This is a genomic window from Ruegeria sp. YTSC192, assembly GCF_059609705.1.
The window spans coordinates 24,489-42,605 of record NZ_JBXWMG010000005.1; the positions used below are offsets into that span (position 1 = coordinate 24,489).

Here is an 18,117-nt window from a genome sequence, read left to right on the forward strand (position 1 = left end):
GGTTTAGTTGCCGGTCAGGGTGGCGACATTCGCGACTGGAGTCAGGCCCCCGGCGATTAGCGAGATCGACTTGGTCCACTGAGCATACGGTGCCTCGGTCACGTAGATCGTGTCATCGTCACGGATCACGAAATCGCGCGCGATGAACAGGCCATTGGGCGCGGTCAGGTTCAGCAGATAGATCATGCGCTGATCGCCCTGCAAATCCGGGCGCCCCATCACCTGACGGGCGATGTCCTGGCGTTCGCGGCGCAGCACGAAGATACCTGTTGGATCTGACAAAACGGATACAAGACCGCCAACCTGCGCCAGTGCCTCAAGGGCGGACAAGTCCTGGCTGTCGAAGGCCACGCGCGATTGCCCGCCAGTTGCGCCGAGCGCGATGTAAGAGCGGCTGTCGCCTTCGACCAGAATGCGGTCTCCGCCGCGTAGGGCGACGTCCAGCTTGGGATTGTGGAACAGGTCATTGTACCAGACTGTCCCGCGTTGGTCGCCCCGGATCAGGGTGACCAGCGCAATATCGGATTCAACCGAGACCCCTCCGGCCTGAGATAGCATGCCCAGCAGTGTTCGGGTGGGGCGTTCGATGGGGTAGATGCCCGGCGCGCCGACGGTTCCGCTCAGCGAAACGGTGGACCCGTCCCCGGCGAGGCGGCGTACTTCGACCTGAGGGTCGGGGGTTTGTTCTTTCAACTCGTCCGTGATTAGCCCGCGCAACTCTTCCGGAGTGTTGCCTGCGGCGCGCAAACGGCCTGCGTAGGGGACAAAAATGAAGCCTTCACTGTCAACTTGCACCTCGTTCAAAGCAGTCGAGGATCCCGCATCGCCAGCCAACAACCCATCATCGACGTTTTCCCAGATCGTCAGGCCCAAAACGTCCCCAGGGCGCACTGTATCTGCTGTCAGTGATGTGGCTGAGGTAAAGGACGAGGAGAAACCGAACTGAGGCACGGATGATGTGGCCCTTGCGACGCGATCGTCGACTTCCACGACGAAGGCGTTGCCGCCATTGTTTACAGAGCCCGCCAGAATCTCGTTCTTGTTGGGGCCCGATTTGGGCAATTGGCATGCACTCAGCATGACGAGCGAGGTCACAAGGGCGACCCCCCGTACCCAACGGATTGGAAAGCGATGCACTGCCGAAAACCTCAGTTCTACTTGTTTTGAGGAAAACTAACCTTTTACCAATGCAACTTCCAGAAAAGGATCGCTGCGTTTACTCAACGATCTTCAACTGTGGCTCTGGGGTCGCGTCGTCGCACAACACGGCCTGATAAGGGTCATCGGCCCTGAGCATCATGTCGACAGCGCGGCGCAGCAATTGCCGACGTCCGCGCCGGGAATAGTAGCCGCCCGGAACCTGACTGGTTTCCAGCAGAAACCGCCGATAGAGCTGGTAGGCCTCAATATCGGGCAATTCAGGGGCGGCGAAGAAACAGCTAACCTCCTGTTGTGACACAAGTTCCGGCTTGTCATAGACCGCACGACCAAAAATCCGCAAAGGGATGCCGCGCCATAGCACCTGCTGCCCGGCGGTCGAGTTGATGGTCACAGCCGAGCTGGCGTCATCCAGTAGTCTCGCAAGTTTGCCGCCGGGGATGTAATGAACCCTGTGTTCGATCGCAAAATTGCGCGCCCTTTCACGGACGCGGCGGCGCAGGGGCTCGCGGTGGTTCTCAAGCGGGTGTTCCTTGATGACCAGATGATGATGAGCAGGGGCACCTTTGGCGAATCCTTCGATCATCTGGTCAACAAAAGCGCACATCCCCGAATAGTTCGAATGCGACTGGACCGAGCTGTCATGCCCCAGTTGCAACAGCACAAGGTGATAGGGAAAGGCCCCGCTACGTACTCGCATCGTGGCCAGACTGCGTTGCAGTCGGTGTAAGGGCATCCGCATAAGACGTTTGAAATACAGGCGAAACTCTTTCGAGACCGGCAGCGCGCGATGCGGTTTGAAATTGCGGTACCGCCCGTTCAGAAACAGTACGAACCAGTGATACAGCGCGCCGTAGAAGATGTGTTGTCGCATGTCGCCCCAATGGGACGGCGGCGGTGGCGCATGCCCACCCGAATGCGACAGTGCCTGCGCCATCTGGTTCAGATCCAGAGACATCAGCCGCGAGTTGCCGTTCGAGCCGTCACGCTCATAGGTGACCCACCATGGGCGCAGGTAACCTTCTTCGAACACATGTACGGTGATACCTTGCGCCTTTGCAATCCTGACGGCGTTGGCGTGAATCGGGCGGGTGTCACCGTATAGAACGATGTCTGTTACTTGTTTTTCGGCGATCAGCGCTTGCAGCACCTCGGGCCAGTGTTCGGGTGGGTCGCGATAGGGGATGTAGCTTTTCCTGTCGCACCAGAACGCCTGATCGCCCGCGTTGAAGCCAACACGCCATGTCTGCGCCCCCGAGGCCCGCAGCATCCTGCCCAATGCGTTGAAAAACGGGCCATGCGGTCCTTGCAGGAACAGAAAGACCCGAGGGTCGGAGTGATAGTCAGCGTGGTGCATCTGCGCGATTTAGCCATTATTCTTGTCGAAACTATGCCTGTCTGTGGATTTCTCGGCAAGGTTGGGCTTGCCGGACAGCGCGGATCAGCTTACCTCGGCCCTGATAGTTTGAGACAGGGTAGAACGCGAGGGTTGACGGAATGTTTACAGGAATCGTGACCGATATCGGAACAGTGACCGAGCTGGACCAGCAAGGCGACCTGCGCGCGCGCATTCAGACGGGCTATGACACGGCCTCGATTGATATTGGCGCGTCAATTGCCAGCGATGGTGTCTGTCTGACCGTGATCGCGCTGGGTGATGACTGGTATGACGTTCAGATCAGCGCCGAGACCGTTTCGAAAACCAACCTGAGCAGCTGGACATTGGGCAAGCGCGTCAACCTTGAACGGGCGCTGAAAGTAGGCGACGAACTGGGCGGTCATATCGTGTCAGGCCATGTGGACGGTGTCGCCGAGGTTGTCGATTTGCATGACGAAGGCGACAGCACCCGTGTCACCTTGCGCGCGCCCAAGGATTTGGCACGTTTCATCGCGCCCAAAGGATCGGTTGCATTGAACGGGACATCGCTGACCGTGAATGATGTGGAGGGATGCGATTTCGGCATCAACTTCATCCCCCACACCAAAGAGGCCACGACTTGGGGGGATGTCGCCGTAGGGGATCGGGTTAATCTGGAAATCGACACGCTGGCCCGCTACGTCGCCCGCCTGGCCGAGACCGCCTGAGCGTTAGCATACGTCGCGTTCTAGCACGCTCAGGCCGTTTGTGCTCTGGCTTTTGGATGCGGGGTGGTCTATCCCGCCTTGCAGAAATGCTCTTGTGAAAGGCTGCCCCATGAGCTTTGAAACCCCTGGCCCGGTCGAGGCCCAGCTGCGCGACGCGATCAGCCCGATCGAGGACATCATCGAAGAGGCCCGCGCGGGTCGTATGTACATCCTCGTCGATCATGAAGATCGCGAAAACGAAGGCGATCTGGTCATTGCCGCAGAATTTGCCGATGCCGAGGCGATCAACTTTATGGCAACGCATGGGCGCGGGTTGATCTGCCTGCCGATGACGGCCGAACGGGTCGATGAGCTGGCGCTGCCGATGATGGCGGTGAACAACTCTTCCCGGCATGAGACCGCGTTCACGGTGTCGATCGAAGCGCGTGAGGGTGTCTCGACCGGCATTTCAGCCGCAGATCGCGCGCTGACCGTGGCAACGGCGATCAACGAACAGAACACCATGGCACAGATCGCGACGCCGGGGCATGTCTTTCCCTTGCGCGCAAAACGGGGCGGGGTGCTGGTACGCGCTGGCCATACCGAGGCAGCGGTGGATATCTCGCGTCTGGCAGGGCTGAACCCTTCAGGCGTGATCTGCGAGATCATGAAGCCCGATGGCACCATGGCGCGTCTGCCCGATCTGGTGGAATTCGCCAAAGAGCATGACATGAAGATCGGTACGATCAGCGACCTGATCACCTATCGCTCGCGCAACGACAACCTCGTGGTTGAAACCTCGCGCCAGACGGTGGCATCTGAATATGGTGGCGAATGGGAAATGCGCCTGTTCACCGATCAGCTTTACGGGATCGAACACGTCGTCATGATCAAAGGCGACATCACCACACCCGAGCCTGTTCTGACCCGCACCCATGCGCTGCACGAAGCGCCGGATATTCTGGGCCTCGGCCCAAAATCCTCACGCGAGTTACCGCGCGCGATGGAGATTATCGCGCAAGAGGGACGGGGGGTTGTCTGTCTGTTCCGGCAGCCGCGCAACTCTCTCTACGCGGCTGAGGATGAAGGCCCTCGGACGATCAAGCAAACCGGGCTTGGGTCTCAGATCCTCTCCAAACTGGGCGTGCAGGAGCTGGTCCTGCTGACCGACTCGCCGGAAACCGTTTATCTGGGGCTGGACGCCTTTGGGCTGTCCATCGTTGGCACCCGTCCGATCCTGAAGGAAGACTGATCATGGCTGAACAAGACAAACATGGCATTCTGCCGACACCCAGCTTCGACAAACCGGTAAAGCTGCTGATCGTTGCAGCCCCGTTCTACCGTGCGATTGCCGACAACCTGATTGCAGGTGCAAAGGCCGAGATCGAAGCGGCAGGCGGCACTTGTGAGGTTGTCGAGGTTCCGGGTGCGCTGGAAATCCCAACCGCCATCGCTATGGCTGATCGTCAGTGCAACTTCGACGGCTATGTCGCGCTGGGCTGCGTCATTCGCGGTGAGACTACGCACTATGAGACCGTCTGCAACGATTCTAGTCGCGCCATCCAATTGATGGGCCTTCAGGGCCTGTGCATCGGTAACGGAATCCTGACGGTCGAGAATGACGATCAGGCCGAAGCCCGTGCCAATCCCGAAAAGATGAATAAAGGCGGCGGAGCAGCCGCTGCGGCCTTGCATCTGATCGCGCTCAGCCGTAAGTGGGGCTCTTCCAAAAAGGGCGTGGGTTTCAAGCCGCCGTCCGAGTCCATCCTTGTGGCGGGCGACAGCAACGGATCCACGACAGCATGACCAAGACAGACGCGCCGAAACCGGCCAACCAGAAACGCCTGATGAAATCCGCCGCCCGGCTTTATGCTGTGCAGGCTCTGTTCCAGATGGAACAGTCCGGGCAGACGACCGAAGCGGTTGTGAATGAGTTTCTGGATCACCGGTTCGGCGCCGTCTATGAGGGCGAAGAAATGCTGGACGGCGACATCAGAGTCTTCCGGTCGTTGGTCGACAATGCGGTGAACTATCAGGCCCCGATTGACCAGATGACCGACCGTGCTCTGGTCGCCAAGTGGCCGATTGCACGCATCGACCCGACCCTGCGGGCGCTGTTCCGCGCTGCTGGCGCGGAACTGACGCAAAGCGATACACCGCCCAAAGTGGTCATCACCGAGTTCGTTGATGTTGCACGCGCCTTCTTCCCTGAAGGCAAAGAGCCAAAATTCGTCAACGCCGTGCTGGATCACATGGCCCGTGAGGCACAGCCCGAGGCATTCTGACGCCTTTACCCGAACCAGATATGCGCTAAATTGAATGTCATAGCGCAATGAGGTTCGCCATGCCCAAATTGATCCGCCTGTATATCACACAAGTCGCCTGGGGTTTTGTTATCTCGGCCGTGTTTGTCGGGGTGCTTCTGGCATTTAACGTTGCAAACCTCCGTCATTTGATCACCAGCTCGGAAATCGGTCTGGTCGCCCTTGCGATGATCTGGTTCATGAACGGGATCGTGTTTGCCGGTGTCCAGTTCGGTTACAAGATCATGAGCATGGCAGAAAAACCCGGCGGCCCGCGTCGCGGCTCGCCTGCGGTTGACAGCTTCAAGCCGGCATTGGCCAAGCAAGAAGCCCGCGCAGAGCGCTGAATTTCAGGGGAAAATGTGGCGGGACCACCAGTCAACCGTGCGGTTTGATTCCCGAGGACCTGTATGTACAGGTGGGCGCCAGGTAATCAGGCCAGGACCTGAACAGAGCCAGCCCCCTCGGAATTGCTTAAGGCCACCAGAATGCTACCTGTCACAAGAAGGGCAGAACCCGCCACGGGCTTAGGTAAGGCGGGATGGGGCTTTCTACAAGGTCTAACTTTTCACAGTACCGCACCGGACTGTGCTTTGTGCGTGACAAGTGCTTCAAACTGTTCCACTTTACATTTGTTCACGAATTGTTCACATTCTTCGCATGACCTTGGATATGCAACCCGGACAGAAACTGGCGCGTGGCGTAGCGCGCCACCTGACAGCGCATGGCTTTGTCTCGGTCGAGGAATTTGTGCCGGCCCGCGGGTTGCGCGTGGACGTGATCGGATTGGGGCCAAAGGGTGAAATCTGGGTAATCGAATGCAAGTCCAGCCGGGCGGATTTTCAGTCCGACGCGAAATGGCAGGGCTATCTGGAGTGGTGTGATCGGTTCTTTTGGGCCGTCGACACGGATTTCCCGACCGAGCTGCTGCCCGCTGAAACCGGCCTGATCATAGCTGATGCCTATGATGCCGAGATCATTCGTATGGCGCCCGAGGACAAGCTGCCTCCGGCCCGGCGCAAAAAGATGATCCAGAAATTCGCTACAGACGCCGCGCGTCGATTGCAGGTGCTACGCGACCCGCGGCTGTGACGCAGATCAGCCTTTGACGGCCAGAGCAGCCTGTGCGGCGGCGCGCAGCTCGTCCGCGATCTCTTCGGCTTCCTCGGGATCGAAATCCATCGGAATCTCAAGGCCGTCGGCCTCGATAAACAGGCGTACCATACCCTGATCAGTGGGGCCGATCTGAAGGTTGGCCTGAATGTCGCGTTCGGTGTTGATACTCATACTCGCCTCCGGGGACTGAGCGTTCCTGCTAGCGCGCGCGGGGTTGAGAATCAAGCCGCCTTTACGCTCTGATACGGTATGGAGAATGTAAGCATCAGACCTTTTCAGCCTCAGGATGCGCCGTGGCTGGTGGATCGTCACGGCACGCTCTACGCCCGCGATGAAGGGTTTGACGACAGCTTCGCCCCTCTGGTCGCGCGTATTCTGGATGGCTTTGTCGCCGATCATGACCCCCTGTACGAGAGGGGCTGGATCGCCGAGGCAGAAGGCCAAAGACTGGGGAGCATCTTTTGCGTCAAACTCGACGCGCAGACCGCAAAACTGCGCCTGTTCCTTTTGGTGCCCGAGGCGCGCGGCCTGGGGCTGGGAAAACGGCTTCTTGGCACCTGTACGAGCTTTGCCAAGGAGGCAGGATACCAGCAGATGCAGCTTTGGACGCATGAAAGCCACAAGGCCGCTTGTGCCTTGTACAAGTCAACGGGATGGCAGTTGGCGGACAACAAGCCGGTGCGTTCTTTTGGTGTCGATCTTGTCGAACAAAGCTGGAAAATTCGGTTTTAATCCTCTTGCATTCCCGTGGCGCGTTCGGTAAATCGCCCCTCACAAGTGCCGCCTTAGCTCAGTTGGTTAGAGCGCTGGATTGTGGATCCAGAGGTCCCCTGTTCAAGCCAGGGAGGCGGTACCATTTCCCCTCGATCTACCTAAGTTTCGAACAAAAAACCGCGCTGATAGCACGGTTTAGTGTGTTCGATTTCGAGGCTCAGACGCACTGGAGATCAGCGCGCCAGGTTAAGCCGCAACTTCATCTTGCTTTTCCGTGCGGCGGGTAGGTGCCGGTTCAATCGCTTGTTGACCAGTCCAAAGCCCCAGATGATGACCAGCGTCAGCAGGATGAAATAGAAGGCCAGAATCGGATAGGGGACGAACGGGTTGAAGGTCTTGTCTGCGAAATAGCTGGCGTAATAGAGCGCGTCTCCGCGCTGCTGCCAGGCAGGGAAGGCCGAGAAGAAGACCAGCGTTGTTGCGTGAAACAGAAAGATCGCCTCGTTGGTATAGGCGGGCCAAGCCAGTCGCAGCATGGTCGGCCAGACAATCCGGCGAAAGCGGGCCCAACCGGTCATGCCATAGGCATCCGCAGCCTCGATATCACCCTTTGGGATCGAGCGGAGGGCGCCATAGAAGATCTCACCCGTATAGGCGGCTGTATTGAGGAACAACACGATCAATGCGCCCAGCCACGCCGATGTCAGGGCGTCGAACATCGGATAGGGCTTCTTCAGCGACAGGAAGAAGAAATAGGCAAAGAAGAACTGGATGAACAGCGGGGAACCCCTGAACAGAAAGATGAACCATTCCGAAGGTTTGCGCAGCCATTTGTTCGGAGATGCTTTGCCGACGGCCAGCGCGGTGGCGAGGAAGAAGCCAGTCGCCAGGGCCATGATGCCGAAATAAACATTCCAGATCATGCCCGAGCCGATGAGGGTAAACTGTTCGCATAGGGTAAAGTCTGATTTCGGCAACAAGCGTTCGCCAAGCCCGACAGAGCGCAGGGCGTAATCCTGGATTGTCTGGATGCAGCTCATGCCGTCGTCTCCTTGCGCAGCAGCTCTCCGCCGGATGTGGCCTGACCATGGGACAGGCGGCGCATCAGTTTCTCAAGCACGATCTCCGAGACGCGGGTCATGCCAAGGTAGAAGATCAGCAGGAACAGGAAATACCACATACGCCAGTCGCCATGCGGGTAGTCGGTAAAGCGTGACGTCTTGGTGCCGCCCAGTTCGCGCGCCCAATAGACGATGTCTTCGATGCCCAGCAGGAACAGCAGCGGGGTGGCTTTGATCAGCACCATCCACAGGTTCGACAGACCGGGCAGGGCGTAGACCCACATCTGCGGTACCAGAATACGCCAGAAGGTCTGGCGGCGGCTCATGCCATAAGCCTCGGCCGTTTCAAGCTGCGCATGCGGCACCGCGCTCATACCGCCAAACAGAACGTTGGCTGCGAACGCGCCAAAGACGATGGAAAAGGTAATAACGGCCAGAAAGAACCCATAGGTTTCGTGAACCCATTCCGGGGCGCTTCCCAAGGGCAGTTTGGCGGCCTGGCAAACGATGAAGTCATTGCCTTGACGGACCGGGTCTGTCCATTCGGGGCACATGACCTGATGGCGCGTCCACTCAAAGGCCTGATCCAGAGCGATGACGAAGAACAGGAAAAAGGCGATGTCCGGGACACCACGCACAACGGCGATGTATCCTTTGCCCAGCCAACTAAGCGGCGCGATGTGCGACCGGGCGGACATTGCCCCCGCAAATCCGAACCCCAAGGCCACAGGTGCCGTCACCGCCAGCAGACCGAGCACCTTGAGGAAGGACAGATAGAACGACCAATGCACGCCGGTGGTCAAATAGCACGAAAACCAGCGGAACGTGCCCAGCGTGTCGGGATCAGCGCAATAGGAAAACATACGGCGTCTTTCGAACGTCTTGTCCGGCGCATGGCCGGGGCCGGTTCGGCGCATTCAAGACGCCGAACCTTCTAGTGCAGATCAGTTGATGACGACAGATCCGTCGGCGTTGTAGGTCGGAACGCCTTCGCCGAACCATTTGACGATCAGTTCGTTCAGCGAACCATCCGCCTTCATCGAGGTGATCGCTTCGTCAAACTTGCCGCGCAGTTCGCCGTCGGATTCACGGATACCCAGGCCGATACCGCCGCCCAGAGCGACGTCATCCCCTACGAATACCAGTTCACCACCCGATTCTTCGACGATCGGTACAAGGAAATCCTTGTCGGCAAACACGGCATCCGCTTCGCCGTTGCGCACGGCTGCGATGGTTTCTTCTGGGGTCGCGAACTCGACCAGAGTCGCGCCGGATTCAGCAACGTGACCCGCTTGAATGGTTGCAGTCTGAGCCGCAACGATGCCGCCGCCTACGTCAACACCGTCCGATGCGCCAACATAGGCTGACGCGGCGGGGGGGAAGTAGTTTTGAGTGAAATCAATAACTTCATCGCGTTCGTCGGTGATCGACATGCCTGCGATGATGGTGTCGTAGTTACCCGAGACCAGGTTTGGAATGATCGAGTCCCAGTCGTTCTTGACCCACTCGCATTCCAGGTTTGCGCGTTTGCACAGCTCATCACCCACTTCACGCTCGAAACCGTCGATTTCGCCGGCGTCATTGATGAAGTTGTACGGAGGGTAGGCGCCCTCGGTGCCCATGCGGACAGTCTCGGCCATTGCGATACCGGCAGTCAGCGCCAGTGCTGCGGTAGACAGAATCAGGTTTTTCATTGGTTACTCCCCAGTTTGGTTCTGTTTTTGAAACTTATGCCGCCTGAGTGGCGGAAAGAAAGCCCCGAAGCCGTTCGGATTCGGGTGCGGTAAAGATATCTTCTGCGGTGCCTTCCTCTTCGATCCGGCCCTGATGCAGGAACACCACGTGGCTTGAGATATCGGCGGCCATCTTCATGTCATGGGTCACGATGATCATCGTCCGACCCTCGGCGGCGAGATCCTTGATCACCTTGATCACTTCCTGCTCCAACTCGGGGTCGAGCGCCGAAGTGGGCTCGTCGAACAGCAGTGCTTCGGGTTCCATGCACAGACCGCGCGCGATGGCGGCGCGCTGTTGCTGACCACCGGACAGTTGTGCAGGGTAGACATCGCATTTGTCGCCGATGCCGACTTTCTCTAGGTATTTGCGCGCGCTGTCTTCCACTTCGGCCCTGTCACGGCCCAAAACGGTTACCGGGGCCTCCATGACATTTTGCAAAATGGTCATATGCGCCCACAGATTGAATTGCTGGAACACCATCGACAGGTTCGTGCGAATGCGCAGGACCTGTTTGGGGTCGGCGGGGCGGCGGGCGCTGCCCGAACCGTTCCATTTGACCGGTTCACCCTTGAAGGTGATTTCACCCTGCTGGCTATCTTCCAGCAGGTTGCAGCACCGCAGCAAGGTGGATTTACCCGAGCCAGAGGAGCCGATGAGCGTGACCACATCACCGCGTTTCGCGGTTATGTCCACACCCTTGAGCACCTCGAGATTACCGAAGCTTTTGTGAAGGTCCTTGATCTCGATTACGGCAGAGGAATCTGTCACGGAAACTCCAGTCATGATTGGTATTGGTGGGGTAATAGGACGGAAAATTCGGCGCAATGCAATGCGCAAAAGACAGAATCGAACCTGGAATCACCCAAATTGACCAAAGGTTGTGATCAAATTGGTCAACACTTGTGCAGCAATGCGTTGGGTGAAGGTGCGGTTGGAACGGCGAGGTATGCGCGCGCAGGAATATCGATCAGCCCACGGATGCGAAGCTTTCCTCGATCCTCATCCGTCAGATCATCAATGGCGGTCTGAACCGCGCGTGCGATCCGAAGTGCATCCTGTGATTTCGACGTGATATAGGGCAGCCCGGGGGTCGGTTCCGTTTCGGCAACGTCGCGCAATGCGTCTCCCAGATCGGTATGCGCCTTGAGAAGCTCCCAGGTCAGCGCGTCGAGCGCGGCAAAATCACTCGCACCCTCGGCCACTGCCTGCGCAGAGTTGGCGTGCGCTCCGGTTTGCCACAGGTTTTTCGGTGCAAGCCCCAATTTGGACAAATGCGTAACCGGTGCAGACCAGCCGGATTGAGACAGGGCTTCGTTATAGGCGAATACCCCATCCGTCAGCTCTGCCAGACTGCGCGGATCATCGGCACGGGCGATGAAAACAGACCTGTAGTAACCCTTTGGACATCCCGGTAGACCATAGTCCGGCGTACCGACCAGTTGCACTGCGCCATGAAGCTGCGTTCGGTAAGGCATGCCGCAGGTTTGGGCAAAGATCAGATCGGGATCGCGCCAGATATCCCAAAAATCGAGGGACCGGTCCAGGCTGGCGGGGCCGAACCTCAAATGCGACCGGATCAGATCCCAGAAGCGATCATTGCAGGCGCGCAGGGCGGGCATGTCATACATGCCCAGCATCGCTGTCACGCTTTGGCAGCCTTCTGACGGGCGAGGGCCGAATCTACATCGCTGACACCCAGCAGGCTGACCACGAGGCGCAGCAGCGAATCCTCTTCGCCGGTCCGGTGCCCATCCGCCAGTGCAACAGACCACATGGCCTGTACAACGGCCAGCCGATCCTCGTAGGCGACGGCCTCTTTGATCGCGCGGGTGAAGCGGACGGTGTCTGGGGCCTCGGCTTCTAGGTCTTCGGCGCGGGCGCGCAGGCCTGCGGCCTCGAAAGGCGACAGGCCATAGCGTTCGACCGAGACCTTGTCGATTCGGGCCATTTCCGAGTCGGCATAGTCATTGTCGGACCGGGCGATGCGCACCAAAAGGGCCGTCAGCGCCAGTCGGGCGTCATCTTCGGCCAGAGGGTCAGGGTCAGGCTGTGTCAGCCGGGACAGAAAATCACGAAACATGAGACAGATATAGACGCAGGTTAAGAAGCTTCCAAGCGGCTTTGCACCCGTTGACGGGCGGATTTGCTGTCATTGAAGCTGAGGCCCATCGCAATCCGGGCCTCTTCAACGATCTTGATCTCACCCTCGTCCGAGTCGCCGTCGGCCAGTACCACCTCCCACAAAGCATCCAGCGCGGCGAGGCGTTCGTTCAGGTTGGTGGTTTCGCGGATCAGCTTGCCGAACGTATCGGTGTCCGGCGCCGCTGCGTGCAGTTTCTCGCAGGTGGCGCGAACCTTGGCAGCTTCGATTGCGTTGTGCTGGTAAAGACGCGCGAGAATACGATCAATCAGGCTGATCTCTTCCAGCTTGTAGTCCCGATCCGCCTGCGCAACGCGCACCATCAACGCCCCCAGCGCCAGTTCGGCGTCGGGGTCAGGCAGGTGTTCCGTCTGTGGCGGTCGGAATGCTTGGAAGAGTTTTTTCAACATGAGGCCAATCTAATCCATATTTTGTGGCGCGCCAAGCTGAGACTACCCGTCATAGCCCTCAATGATCACAAGATCGCCGAGCGAGACAGGATCGCGCAGCGCTTTGGCTTTTTGGTAGCCCTCGCTTTCGTAGCAGGCGAGGGCCTGTTCGTAGCTGGGAAACTCGATCACGACCGTTCTTGACCGCGCCGCGCCTTCTTTGACTTCACGCGATCCGCCGCGCACCAGAAAGCGGGCACCATAGGCCGAGAACGGTTCGGCGTTCGCTGCAATGTAGGTCTTGTATGCCTCCATGTCGTCGACATCGACATGGGCCACCCAGTAGCCCTTGCTCATGCTTCCCTCCCGTTTCGGTTCAGGGCAAGGTGCGGAGTTTGCGTTGGAATTGCAAGTCGAGCTTAGCCAGCGTAGCCGATTGCCTGACGCGCCTGATCTGTCAGCCATGCGATCATCTGGCGATAGGGCACAGGGCCATAGCTGATCCGGGCCACGCCCAGCCTGGCGAGTGTCGCTGAATCCGGCGTTCCGGGCAGAGCGATGATGTTGACCGGCAACTCTGTGGCCTCACACAATTCTCGGATCATGGCCTGATCTTTCAGACCGGGCGCGAAGAACCCGCTGGCGCCTGCGGATTGGAAGGCGGCGGCGCGGGCAATGGCGTCCTCTAACATGGCAGAATCATGCGTGTCGGCCGGTGCTTTCAGGAAGATATCCGTGCGGGCGTTGATATAGGCGGGGATACCAGCCGCGTCGCAGGCCTTGCGCATCGCGTCGATGCGCGCGGCTTGATCGGGGATGGCATGAAGGCCGTCTCCGCCGATGACTTGATCTTCGAAGTTGAAGCCCACGACACCGCAATCCAACGCGCGCGCTGTATTTTCAGTGATATCCGCAGGATCAACGGCATAAGCCCCTTCAAAGTCCAGCGTGACGGGCAGATCAACGGCGCTGACGATGCGCTTGGCATTGTCCAGCGCGACTTCCAGTGGGATGTGCTGCCCGTCCGCATAGCCTTGTGCCATCGCAACAGGGGCGCTACCTGTCGCGATCGCCTGTGCGCCTGCGTCGCGCACCGCGGCGGCACTGCCTACGTCCCAGATGTTGAACAGGATGACGGGATCGCCTTTGATATGAAGGCGGGTGAAAGTCTCAGCACGCTGGGCTTGTGTCGTCATGGGGTATCTCCTGTCGAAGCTCGTTCAACAGTTAATCCCATGACGCCAGATTGCTAAGCGCTTAATTGTGTCGGTACATCACGTTGCAGCGACCGGATCACACCAGGCGAGAGCTGTCCTTGGCCGCGCGTACGAAGTCGCGGAACAGCGGATGCGGGTCAAACGGCTTGGATTTCAACTCGGGGTGGTATTGAACGCCGATGAACCACGGGTGATCCGACCATTCGACAATCTCGGGCAGGCGGCCATCGGGCGACATGCCCGAGAAGTTCAGGCCCGCTTTTTCAAGCTGCTCGCGATATTTGATGTCGACCTCATAGCGGTGACGGTGACGTTCCTCGATCTGGGTACCGCCATAGACATTCGCGACTTTCGAACCTTCGGCCAGAACCGCGTTATAGGCCCCAAGACGCATTGTGCCGCCCTTGTCGTCGCCCACTTTGCGTTCGACCTTGTGGTTGCCCTGAACCCATTCCTTGAGGTGATAAACCACCGGCTCAAACCGTTTCTTACCGGCCTCGTGGTCGAATTCCTCGGACCCGGCTTCGGCAATGCCAGCCACATTTCGCGCAGCTTCGATCACGGCCATCTGCATGCCCAGACAGATGCCCAGGTAAGGCACTTTATGTTCACGTGCGTATTGCGCCGCCTTGATCTTGCCTTCGGTGCCGCGCTCTCCGAACCCGCCGGGCACAAGAATAGCGTGGAATCCTTCCAGATGGGGGGCGGCATCTTCGGTGTCGAATACCTCGGCATCGACCCATTCCACCTTGACCTTGACGCGGTTGGCCATGCCGCCATGGGTCAGTGCCTCGGCGATCGACTTATAGGCGTCTTCAAGCTGGGTGTATTTGCCCACGATGGCAACCTTCACCGCGCCTTCGGCGTTGTGGATACGGTCGCTGACGTCTTCCCATTTTGCCAGATCGGGCTTGGGGGCAGGGCTGATCTGGAACGCGTCCAGAACCGCCTGATCCAGACCTTCCTTGTGATAGGCCAAAGGCGCGTCGTAGATGGTCGACAAATCTTGCGCCGCGATCACGCTATCGGGGCGTACATTGCAGAACAGGGCCAGCTTTTCACGTTCTTTCTTAGGGATCGGCCCTTCGGACCGGCAAACCAGAATATCCGGGGCCAGACCGATCGAGCGCAGCTCTTTCACCGAATGCTGGGTCGGCTTGGTCTTCAACTCACCAGACGCCTTGATATAGGGTAGCAGAGTCAAGTGCATGAACAGGCACTGACCGCGCGGCTTGTCCTGGCTGAACTGACGGATGGCTTCAAAGAAGGGCAGGCCTTCGATATCGCCCACGGTGCCGCCGATTTCACACAGCATGAAATCGACCTCATCCTCGCCGATGGAGATGAAGTCCTTGATTTCGTTGGTGACGTGCGGGATGACCTGAATGGTCTTGCCGAGGTAGTCTCCGCGCCGCTCTTTTTCCAACACGTTGGAATAAATCCGTCCCGAACTGACTGAGTCGGTCTTGCGTGCGGCTACGCCGGTGAAACGCTCATAGTGACCAAGGTCCAGATCGGTTTCGGCCCCGTCATCGGTAACAAAAACCTCGCCATGCTCGAAAGGCGACATGGTACCGGGGTCGACGTTCAGATAGGGGTCCAGCTTGCGCAGACGCACCGAATATCCCCGGGCCTGCAACAGCGATCCCAACGCCGCCGAAGCCAATCCTTTGCCCAAGGACGAAACCACACCACCAGTGATGAAAATAAAACGCGCCATGTTTTTTCGGCTGCTCCCGTGAGACGTCAAAATCTGCTGCCCGACGGTTCCGAAAAACCGCTGCATCACGGGACTTCACGTATAAAGGATTCGCGCCGAAAGCGCAAGAGAACCGCAAGATGCTGTTGCAGTTCTCTTTCAGGTTTCTAGGTTTTGTGGCTTAGTCAGCCTGCGGGATCAGCGGAGCATCGTCACCCTGAGCCGGTGGCAGCAAGTCATCTGCGGACGGAACCGCAGGTGTGCTTTCTTCCGTAGCTGCCGGGGCCGAAACGCCCAGACGGTCGATGACCGAGCTGCCCGAGGACTTCTGCGCCGCCAGAATCGTCAGGGTGATCGAGGTGACGATAAAGCAAGCGGCCAGAATCCAGGTGACCTTGCCCAGGGCTGTCGCAGCTGCGCGGCCTGTCATGGCACCGCCGCCACCGCCACCCATGCCAAGACCGCCTCCCTCGGACCGCTGCATCAGAACGACGGCGATCAGGCCCAGAGCCAGAAGAAGATGGATGATGAGAACGACGTTTTCCATGGTGGTCCTGTACAGGGGTGCGTGTATCGCGTGGTACTTATGCAAGTTTGGTTCTGGGGGCAAGTCACGAGTTGCCATCACAACTGATGATGTTGCACATCACGCCAAAGGGTCTGGACAGATCGGTCAAGCTTGGCGCACCCTGCGGCCATGCCTCATGATCATTCTGACCACCCGCACGCCTTGCTGCCCCCCGAACCCGCGCTGCGCGTCAAAGCGCTCGAAACGATTCTGACCCGGAAGGGTTTGATCGACCCGGCGGCGCTGGATGAAATCATCGACACCTACCAGAACAAGATCGGCCCGCAGAACGGAGCGCGTGTTGTCGCCAAAGCCTGGAGCGATCCTGCGTTCAAAGCGGCATTGCTTGAGAATGCGACGCCAGTCGTGGCCGAGCTCGGATACTATGGTCGTCAGGGCGAACATATGGTGGTGGTCGAAAACACGCCGGAGCAACACAACATGGTCGTCTGCACCCTTTGCAGTTGCTACCCATGGCCGCTGCTGGGTATTCCGCCCGGTTGGTATAAATCCGACGCCTACCGCGCACGCGCCGTGCGCGAGCCGCGCAAGATACTGGCTGAGTTTGGTGTGACGCTGGCCGAGGACACGGCGGTACGCGTCTGGGACTCCACGGCCGAGATTCGCTATCTCGTGCTGCCGATGCGCCCCGAGGGCACAGAAGGTCTGGGCGAAGAGGAACTGGCCGCTTTGGTCACGCGCGACAGCATGATCGGCACGGGCCTGCCCAAGGAGGCATCATGACGCGCGTTCATGATATGGGAGGGCGTTTTGGCGACGGCCCGGTCAACCCAGAAGCCGAAGATGCCCCCATTTTTGCTGAGGACTGGCACGCGCGGGCCTTGGCCGTAACGCTGGCCTCGGGCTTTTTGGGGCAGTGGAACATCGACACATCGCGCCACGCGCGCGAGCAGCTGTCGCCGAAGGACTACACCCGGTTTTCCTATTATGAGAAATGGATCTCTGGGCTGGCCGATCTGTTGGTCGCCAAAGGGGTGCTGACCCTCGAAGACCTGCGCGGAGAAACCTCGGTCGAGGATCATCCACTGGCGGACCGCATGCTGAAAGCGCAAGCCGTCGCAGCTGCATTGGCCAAAGGCGGTCCTGCGGACCGCAACTCGAACATCGCGGTACAGTTCGAGGTCGGGCAGATGGTACAAACAGTGCGACCCGCCGCGAACTGTTTGGTGGATGGTGGGCACACGCGTTTGCCAAACTACGCCGCTGGGGCACAAGGCCGGATTGTTCGCCTGCACGGCACGCATGTTCTGCCCGATTCCAATGCCCACGGGCTGGGAGAGGCACCAGAACCTCTCTACGCCGTTTCGTTCCTGGCGTCCGAGTTATGGGCCGATCCGGAACACCCAAGGGATGAGGTGGTGCTGGACCTGTGGCAATCTTATCTGGAGCCTGCATGAGCAACTGCATCACAGCCGCCGCCCCAGAGCCTGTGTTCTCAGAACCCTGGCATGCCCAGGTTTTTGCGGTCACCGTCGCGCTGAACGAGGCGGGGCGTTTTGACTGGACCGACTGGGCAGACAGGTTTTCGCAAACATTGAAACGGAACGGTCTGAACAAAGAATTGGATGGCGGGGATGACTATTTCCACGCATGGCTAGAAACCCTTGAGGCCTTGTTGGCTGAACAAGGGGATGCCCCCGCGGATGAGGTCACCTTGCTGCAAAGCGCTTGGGAAACAGCTTATCTGACTACGCCTCACGGCAAATCGGTGCGTTTGCCGCAAAGCTAGTAGGGGGCGCTGCCCCCGCCGCCTTTGGCGACTCCCCCGGGATATTTCCGGCCAGATGAAGCAGCGGATCCGTTCTTCATCTGGCTAAAAATATCCCCGCCGGAGGCATCGCGCGCAGCGCGATTTTCAGCTGCGGCGAAATATCGGTTTCCCTACCGTCTGAGCCTCGTTATATCAGCCGAGTTTGATATCTTTTCGCGA

Annotated in this window: 24 protein-coding genes and 1 tRNA gene; 11 read left to right on the forward strand and 14 right to left on the reverse strand. The window is 58.7% G+C overall.

The features are described from left to right. Positions 1–3: 3 nt before the first annotated feature. Both AC2FD8_RS08755 and AC2FD8_RS08760 read right to left on the reverse strand, forming a co-directional pair. Positions 4–1,080, reverse strand: coding sequence for a polysaccharide biosynthesis/export family protein (locus tag AC2FD8_RS08755; RefSeq protein WP_496855779.1), 1,077 nt, complete (start codon positions 1,078–1,080; stop codon positions 4–6). A 136-nt stretch (positions 1,081–1,216) separates the two neighbouring features. Then, complete coding sequence (locus tag AC2FD8_RS08760) at positions 1,217–2,515, reverse strand: capsule polysaccharide biogenesis protein (RefSeq protein ID WP_496855437.1); 1,299 nt, start codon at positions 2,513–2,515, stop codon at positions 1,217–1,219. A 140-nt stretch (positions 2,516–2,655) separates the two neighbouring features. Here AC2FD8_RS08760 and AC2FD8_RS08765 point away from each other — a divergent pair, with 140 nt between their 5' ends. The 6 genes from AC2FD8_RS08765 (at position 2,656) to AC2FD8_RS08790 (ending at position 6,617) form a co-directional block, all read left to right on the forward strand. Continuing rightward, positions 2,656–3,243, forward strand: coding sequence for a riboflavin synthase (locus AC2FD8_RS08765; RefSeq protein WP_496855439.1), 588 nt, complete (start codon positions 2,656–2,658; stop codon positions 3,241–3,243). 109 nt (positions 3,244–3,352) lie between these two features. Further along, positions 3,353–4,474, forward strand: coding sequence for a 3,4-dihydroxy-2-butanone-4-phosphate synthase (ribB, locus tag AC2FD8_RS08770; protein ID WP_496855441.1), 1,122 nt, complete (start codon positions 3,353–3,355; stop codon positions 4,472–4,474). 2 nt (positions 4,475–4,476) lie between these two features. Next, on the forward strand, positions 4,477–5,028 hold the full coding sequence (locus tag AC2FD8_RS08775; RefSeq protein ID WP_496855443.1) for a 6,7-dimethyl-8-ribityllumazine synthase: 552 nt from the start codon (positions 4,477–4,479) through the stop codon (positions 5,026–5,028). Next, positions 5,025–5,507, forward strand: coding sequence for a transcription antitermination factor NusB (gene nusB, locus AC2FD8_RS08780; protein WP_496855445.1), 483 nt, complete (start codon positions 5,025–5,027; stop codon positions 5,505–5,507). The genes AC2FD8_RS08775 and nusB overlap by 4 nt, the downstream gene beginning before the upstream one ends. A gap of 59 nt (positions 5,508–5,566) precedes the next feature. Further along, positions 5,567–5,872, forward strand: coding sequence for a hypothetical protein (locus AC2FD8_RS08785; protein WP_496855447.1), 306 nt, complete (start codon positions 5,567–5,569; stop codon positions 5,870–5,872). A 313-nt stretch (positions 5,873–6,185) separates the two neighbouring features. Further along, positions 6,186–6,617, forward strand: a complete 432-nt coding sequence (locus tag AC2FD8_RS08790) for an MmcB family DNA repair protein (protein WP_496855449.1) — start codon at positions 6,186–6,188, stop codon at positions 6,615–6,617. A 6-nt stretch (positions 6,618–6,623) separates the two neighbouring features. Here AC2FD8_RS08790 and AC2FD8_RS08795 read toward each other — a convergent pair whose 3' ends face one another. Beyond that, a complete protein-coding gene (locus tag AC2FD8_RS08795; RefSeq protein WP_496855450.1) occupies positions 6,624–6,812 on the reverse strand; it encodes a DUF6324 family protein in 189 nt (62 codons plus the stop codon). Between the two features lie 78 nt (positions 6,813–6,890). Between AC2FD8_RS08795 and AC2FD8_RS08800 the strand changes: the two genes are divergently transcribed. Both AC2FD8_RS08800 and AC2FD8_RS08805 read left to right on the forward strand, forming a co-directional pair. Beyond that, entirely contained in the window at positions 6,891–7,373 is a 483-nt protein-coding gene (locus tag AC2FD8_RS08800; RefSeq protein WP_496855452.1) for a GNAT family N-acetyltransferase, read from the forward strand. Positions 7,374–7,420: 47 nt separating this feature from the next. After that, a tRNA-His gene (locus tag AC2FD8_RS08805) sits at positions 7,421–7,497 on the forward strand. A 91-nt stretch (positions 7,498–7,588) separates the two neighbouring features. On the opposite strand, the gene AC2FD8_RS08810 is transcribed toward AC2FD8_RS08805, so the two are convergent. From AC2FD8_RS08810 to secG, 11 genes are all read right to left on the reverse strand, one after another. Next, the gene (locus AC2FD8_RS08810) at positions 7,589–8,395 is read right to left on the reverse strand and encodes an ABC transporter permease (RefSeq protein ID WP_496855454.1); all 807 of its coding nucleotides are present in this window, start codon (positions 8,393–8,395) and stop codon (positions 7,589–7,591) included. After that, the gene (locus AC2FD8_RS08815) at positions 8,392–9,279 is read right to left on the reverse strand and encodes an ABC transporter permease (RefSeq protein ID WP_496855780.1); all 888 of its coding nucleotides are present in this window, start codon (positions 9,277–9,279) and stop codon (positions 8,392–8,394) included. The genes AC2FD8_RS08810 and AC2FD8_RS08815 overlap by 4 nt, the downstream gene beginning before the upstream one ends. A gap of 81 nt (positions 9,280–9,360) precedes the next feature. Continuing rightward, positions 9,361–10,110 carry a transporter substrate-binding domain-containing protein gene (locus AC2FD8_RS08820; protein ID WP_496855455.1) on the reverse strand — a complete coding sequence of 250 codons (750 nt, stop codon included), beginning with the start codon at positions 10,108–10,110 and terminating at the stop codon, positions 9,361–9,363. A 34-nt stretch (positions 10,111–10,144) separates the two neighbouring features. After that, positions 10,145–10,936, reverse strand: coding sequence for an ABC transporter ATP-binding protein (locus AC2FD8_RS08825; RefSeq protein WP_496855457.1), 792 nt, complete (start codon positions 10,934–10,936; stop codon positions 10,145–10,147). Between the two features lie 110 nt (positions 10,937–11,046). Beyond that, positions 11,047–11,790 carry a phosphate/phosphite/phosphonate ABC transporter substrate-binding protein gene (locus AC2FD8_RS08830; protein ID WP_496855781.1) on the reverse strand — a complete coding sequence of 248 codons (744 nt, stop codon included), beginning with the start codon at positions 11,788–11,790 and terminating at the stop codon, positions 11,047–11,049. A gap of 5 nt (positions 11,791–11,795) precedes the next feature. Continuing rightward, positions 11,796–12,233: a tellurite resistance TerB family protein gene (locus AC2FD8_RS08835; RefSeq protein ID WP_496855458.1), complete on the reverse strand. Its 438-nt coding sequence runs from the start codon at positions 12,231–12,233 to the stop codon at positions 11,796–11,798. 20 nt (positions 12,234–12,253) lie between these two features. Further along, the gene (locus AC2FD8_RS08840; protein WP_496855460.1) at positions 12,254–12,703 is read right to left on the reverse strand and encodes a tellurite resistance TerB family protein; all 450 of its coding nucleotides are present in this window, start codon (positions 12,701–12,703) and stop codon (positions 12,254–12,256) included. A gap of 42 nt (positions 12,704–12,745) precedes the next feature. Next, positions 12,746–13,039: a DUF1330 domain-containing protein gene (locus tag AC2FD8_RS08845; protein ID WP_496855462.1), complete on the reverse strand. Its 294-nt coding sequence runs from the start codon at positions 13,037–13,039 to the stop codon at positions 12,746–12,748. Between the two features lie 62 nt (positions 13,040–13,101). Further along, entirely contained in the window at positions 13,102–13,878 is a 777-nt protein-coding gene (locus tag AC2FD8_RS08850; protein WP_496855464.1) for an isocitrate lyase/PEP mutase family protein, read from the reverse strand. 97 nt (positions 13,879–13,975) lie between these two features. Continuing rightward, positions 13,976–15,619 (reverse strand): CTP synthase, encoded by a 1,644-nt coding sequence (gene pyrG, locus AC2FD8_RS08855; RefSeq protein WP_496855466.1) that lies wholly within the window; start codon positions 15,617–15,619, stop codon positions 13,976–13,978. 160 nt (positions 15,620–15,779) lie between these two features. After that, on the reverse strand, positions 15,780–16,145 hold the full coding sequence (gene secG / locus AC2FD8_RS08860) for a preprotein translocase subunit SecG (RefSeq protein ID WP_496855467.1): 366 nt from the start codon (positions 16,143–16,145) through the stop codon (positions 15,780–15,782). A 150-nt stretch (positions 16,146–16,295) separates the two neighbouring features. On the opposite strand from secG, the gene nthA reads away from it, so the two are divergent. The 3 genes from nthA to AC2FD8_RS08875 are packed head-to-tail and all read left to right on the forward strand — an operon-like array spanning position 16,296 to position 17,916. Then, positions 16,296–16,910, forward strand: a complete 615-nt coding sequence (gene nthA / locus AC2FD8_RS08865; RefSeq protein ID WP_496855469.1) for a nitrile hydratase subunit alpha — start codon at positions 16,296–16,298, stop codon at positions 16,908–16,910. After that, positions 16,907–17,584, forward strand: a complete 678-nt coding sequence (nthB, locus tag AC2FD8_RS08870) for a nitrile hydratase subunit beta (protein ID WP_496855471.1) — start codon at positions 16,907–16,909, stop codon at positions 17,582–17,584. Before nthA ends, nthB begins: the two co-directional genes overlap by 4 nt. Further along, entirely contained in the window at positions 17,581–17,916 is a 336-nt protein-coding gene (locus AC2FD8_RS08875) for a nitrile hydratase accessory protein (protein WP_496855473.1), read from the forward strand. The genes nthB and AC2FD8_RS08875 overlap by 4 nt, the downstream gene beginning before the upstream one ends. Positions 17,917–18,117: the final 201 nt, after the last annotated feature.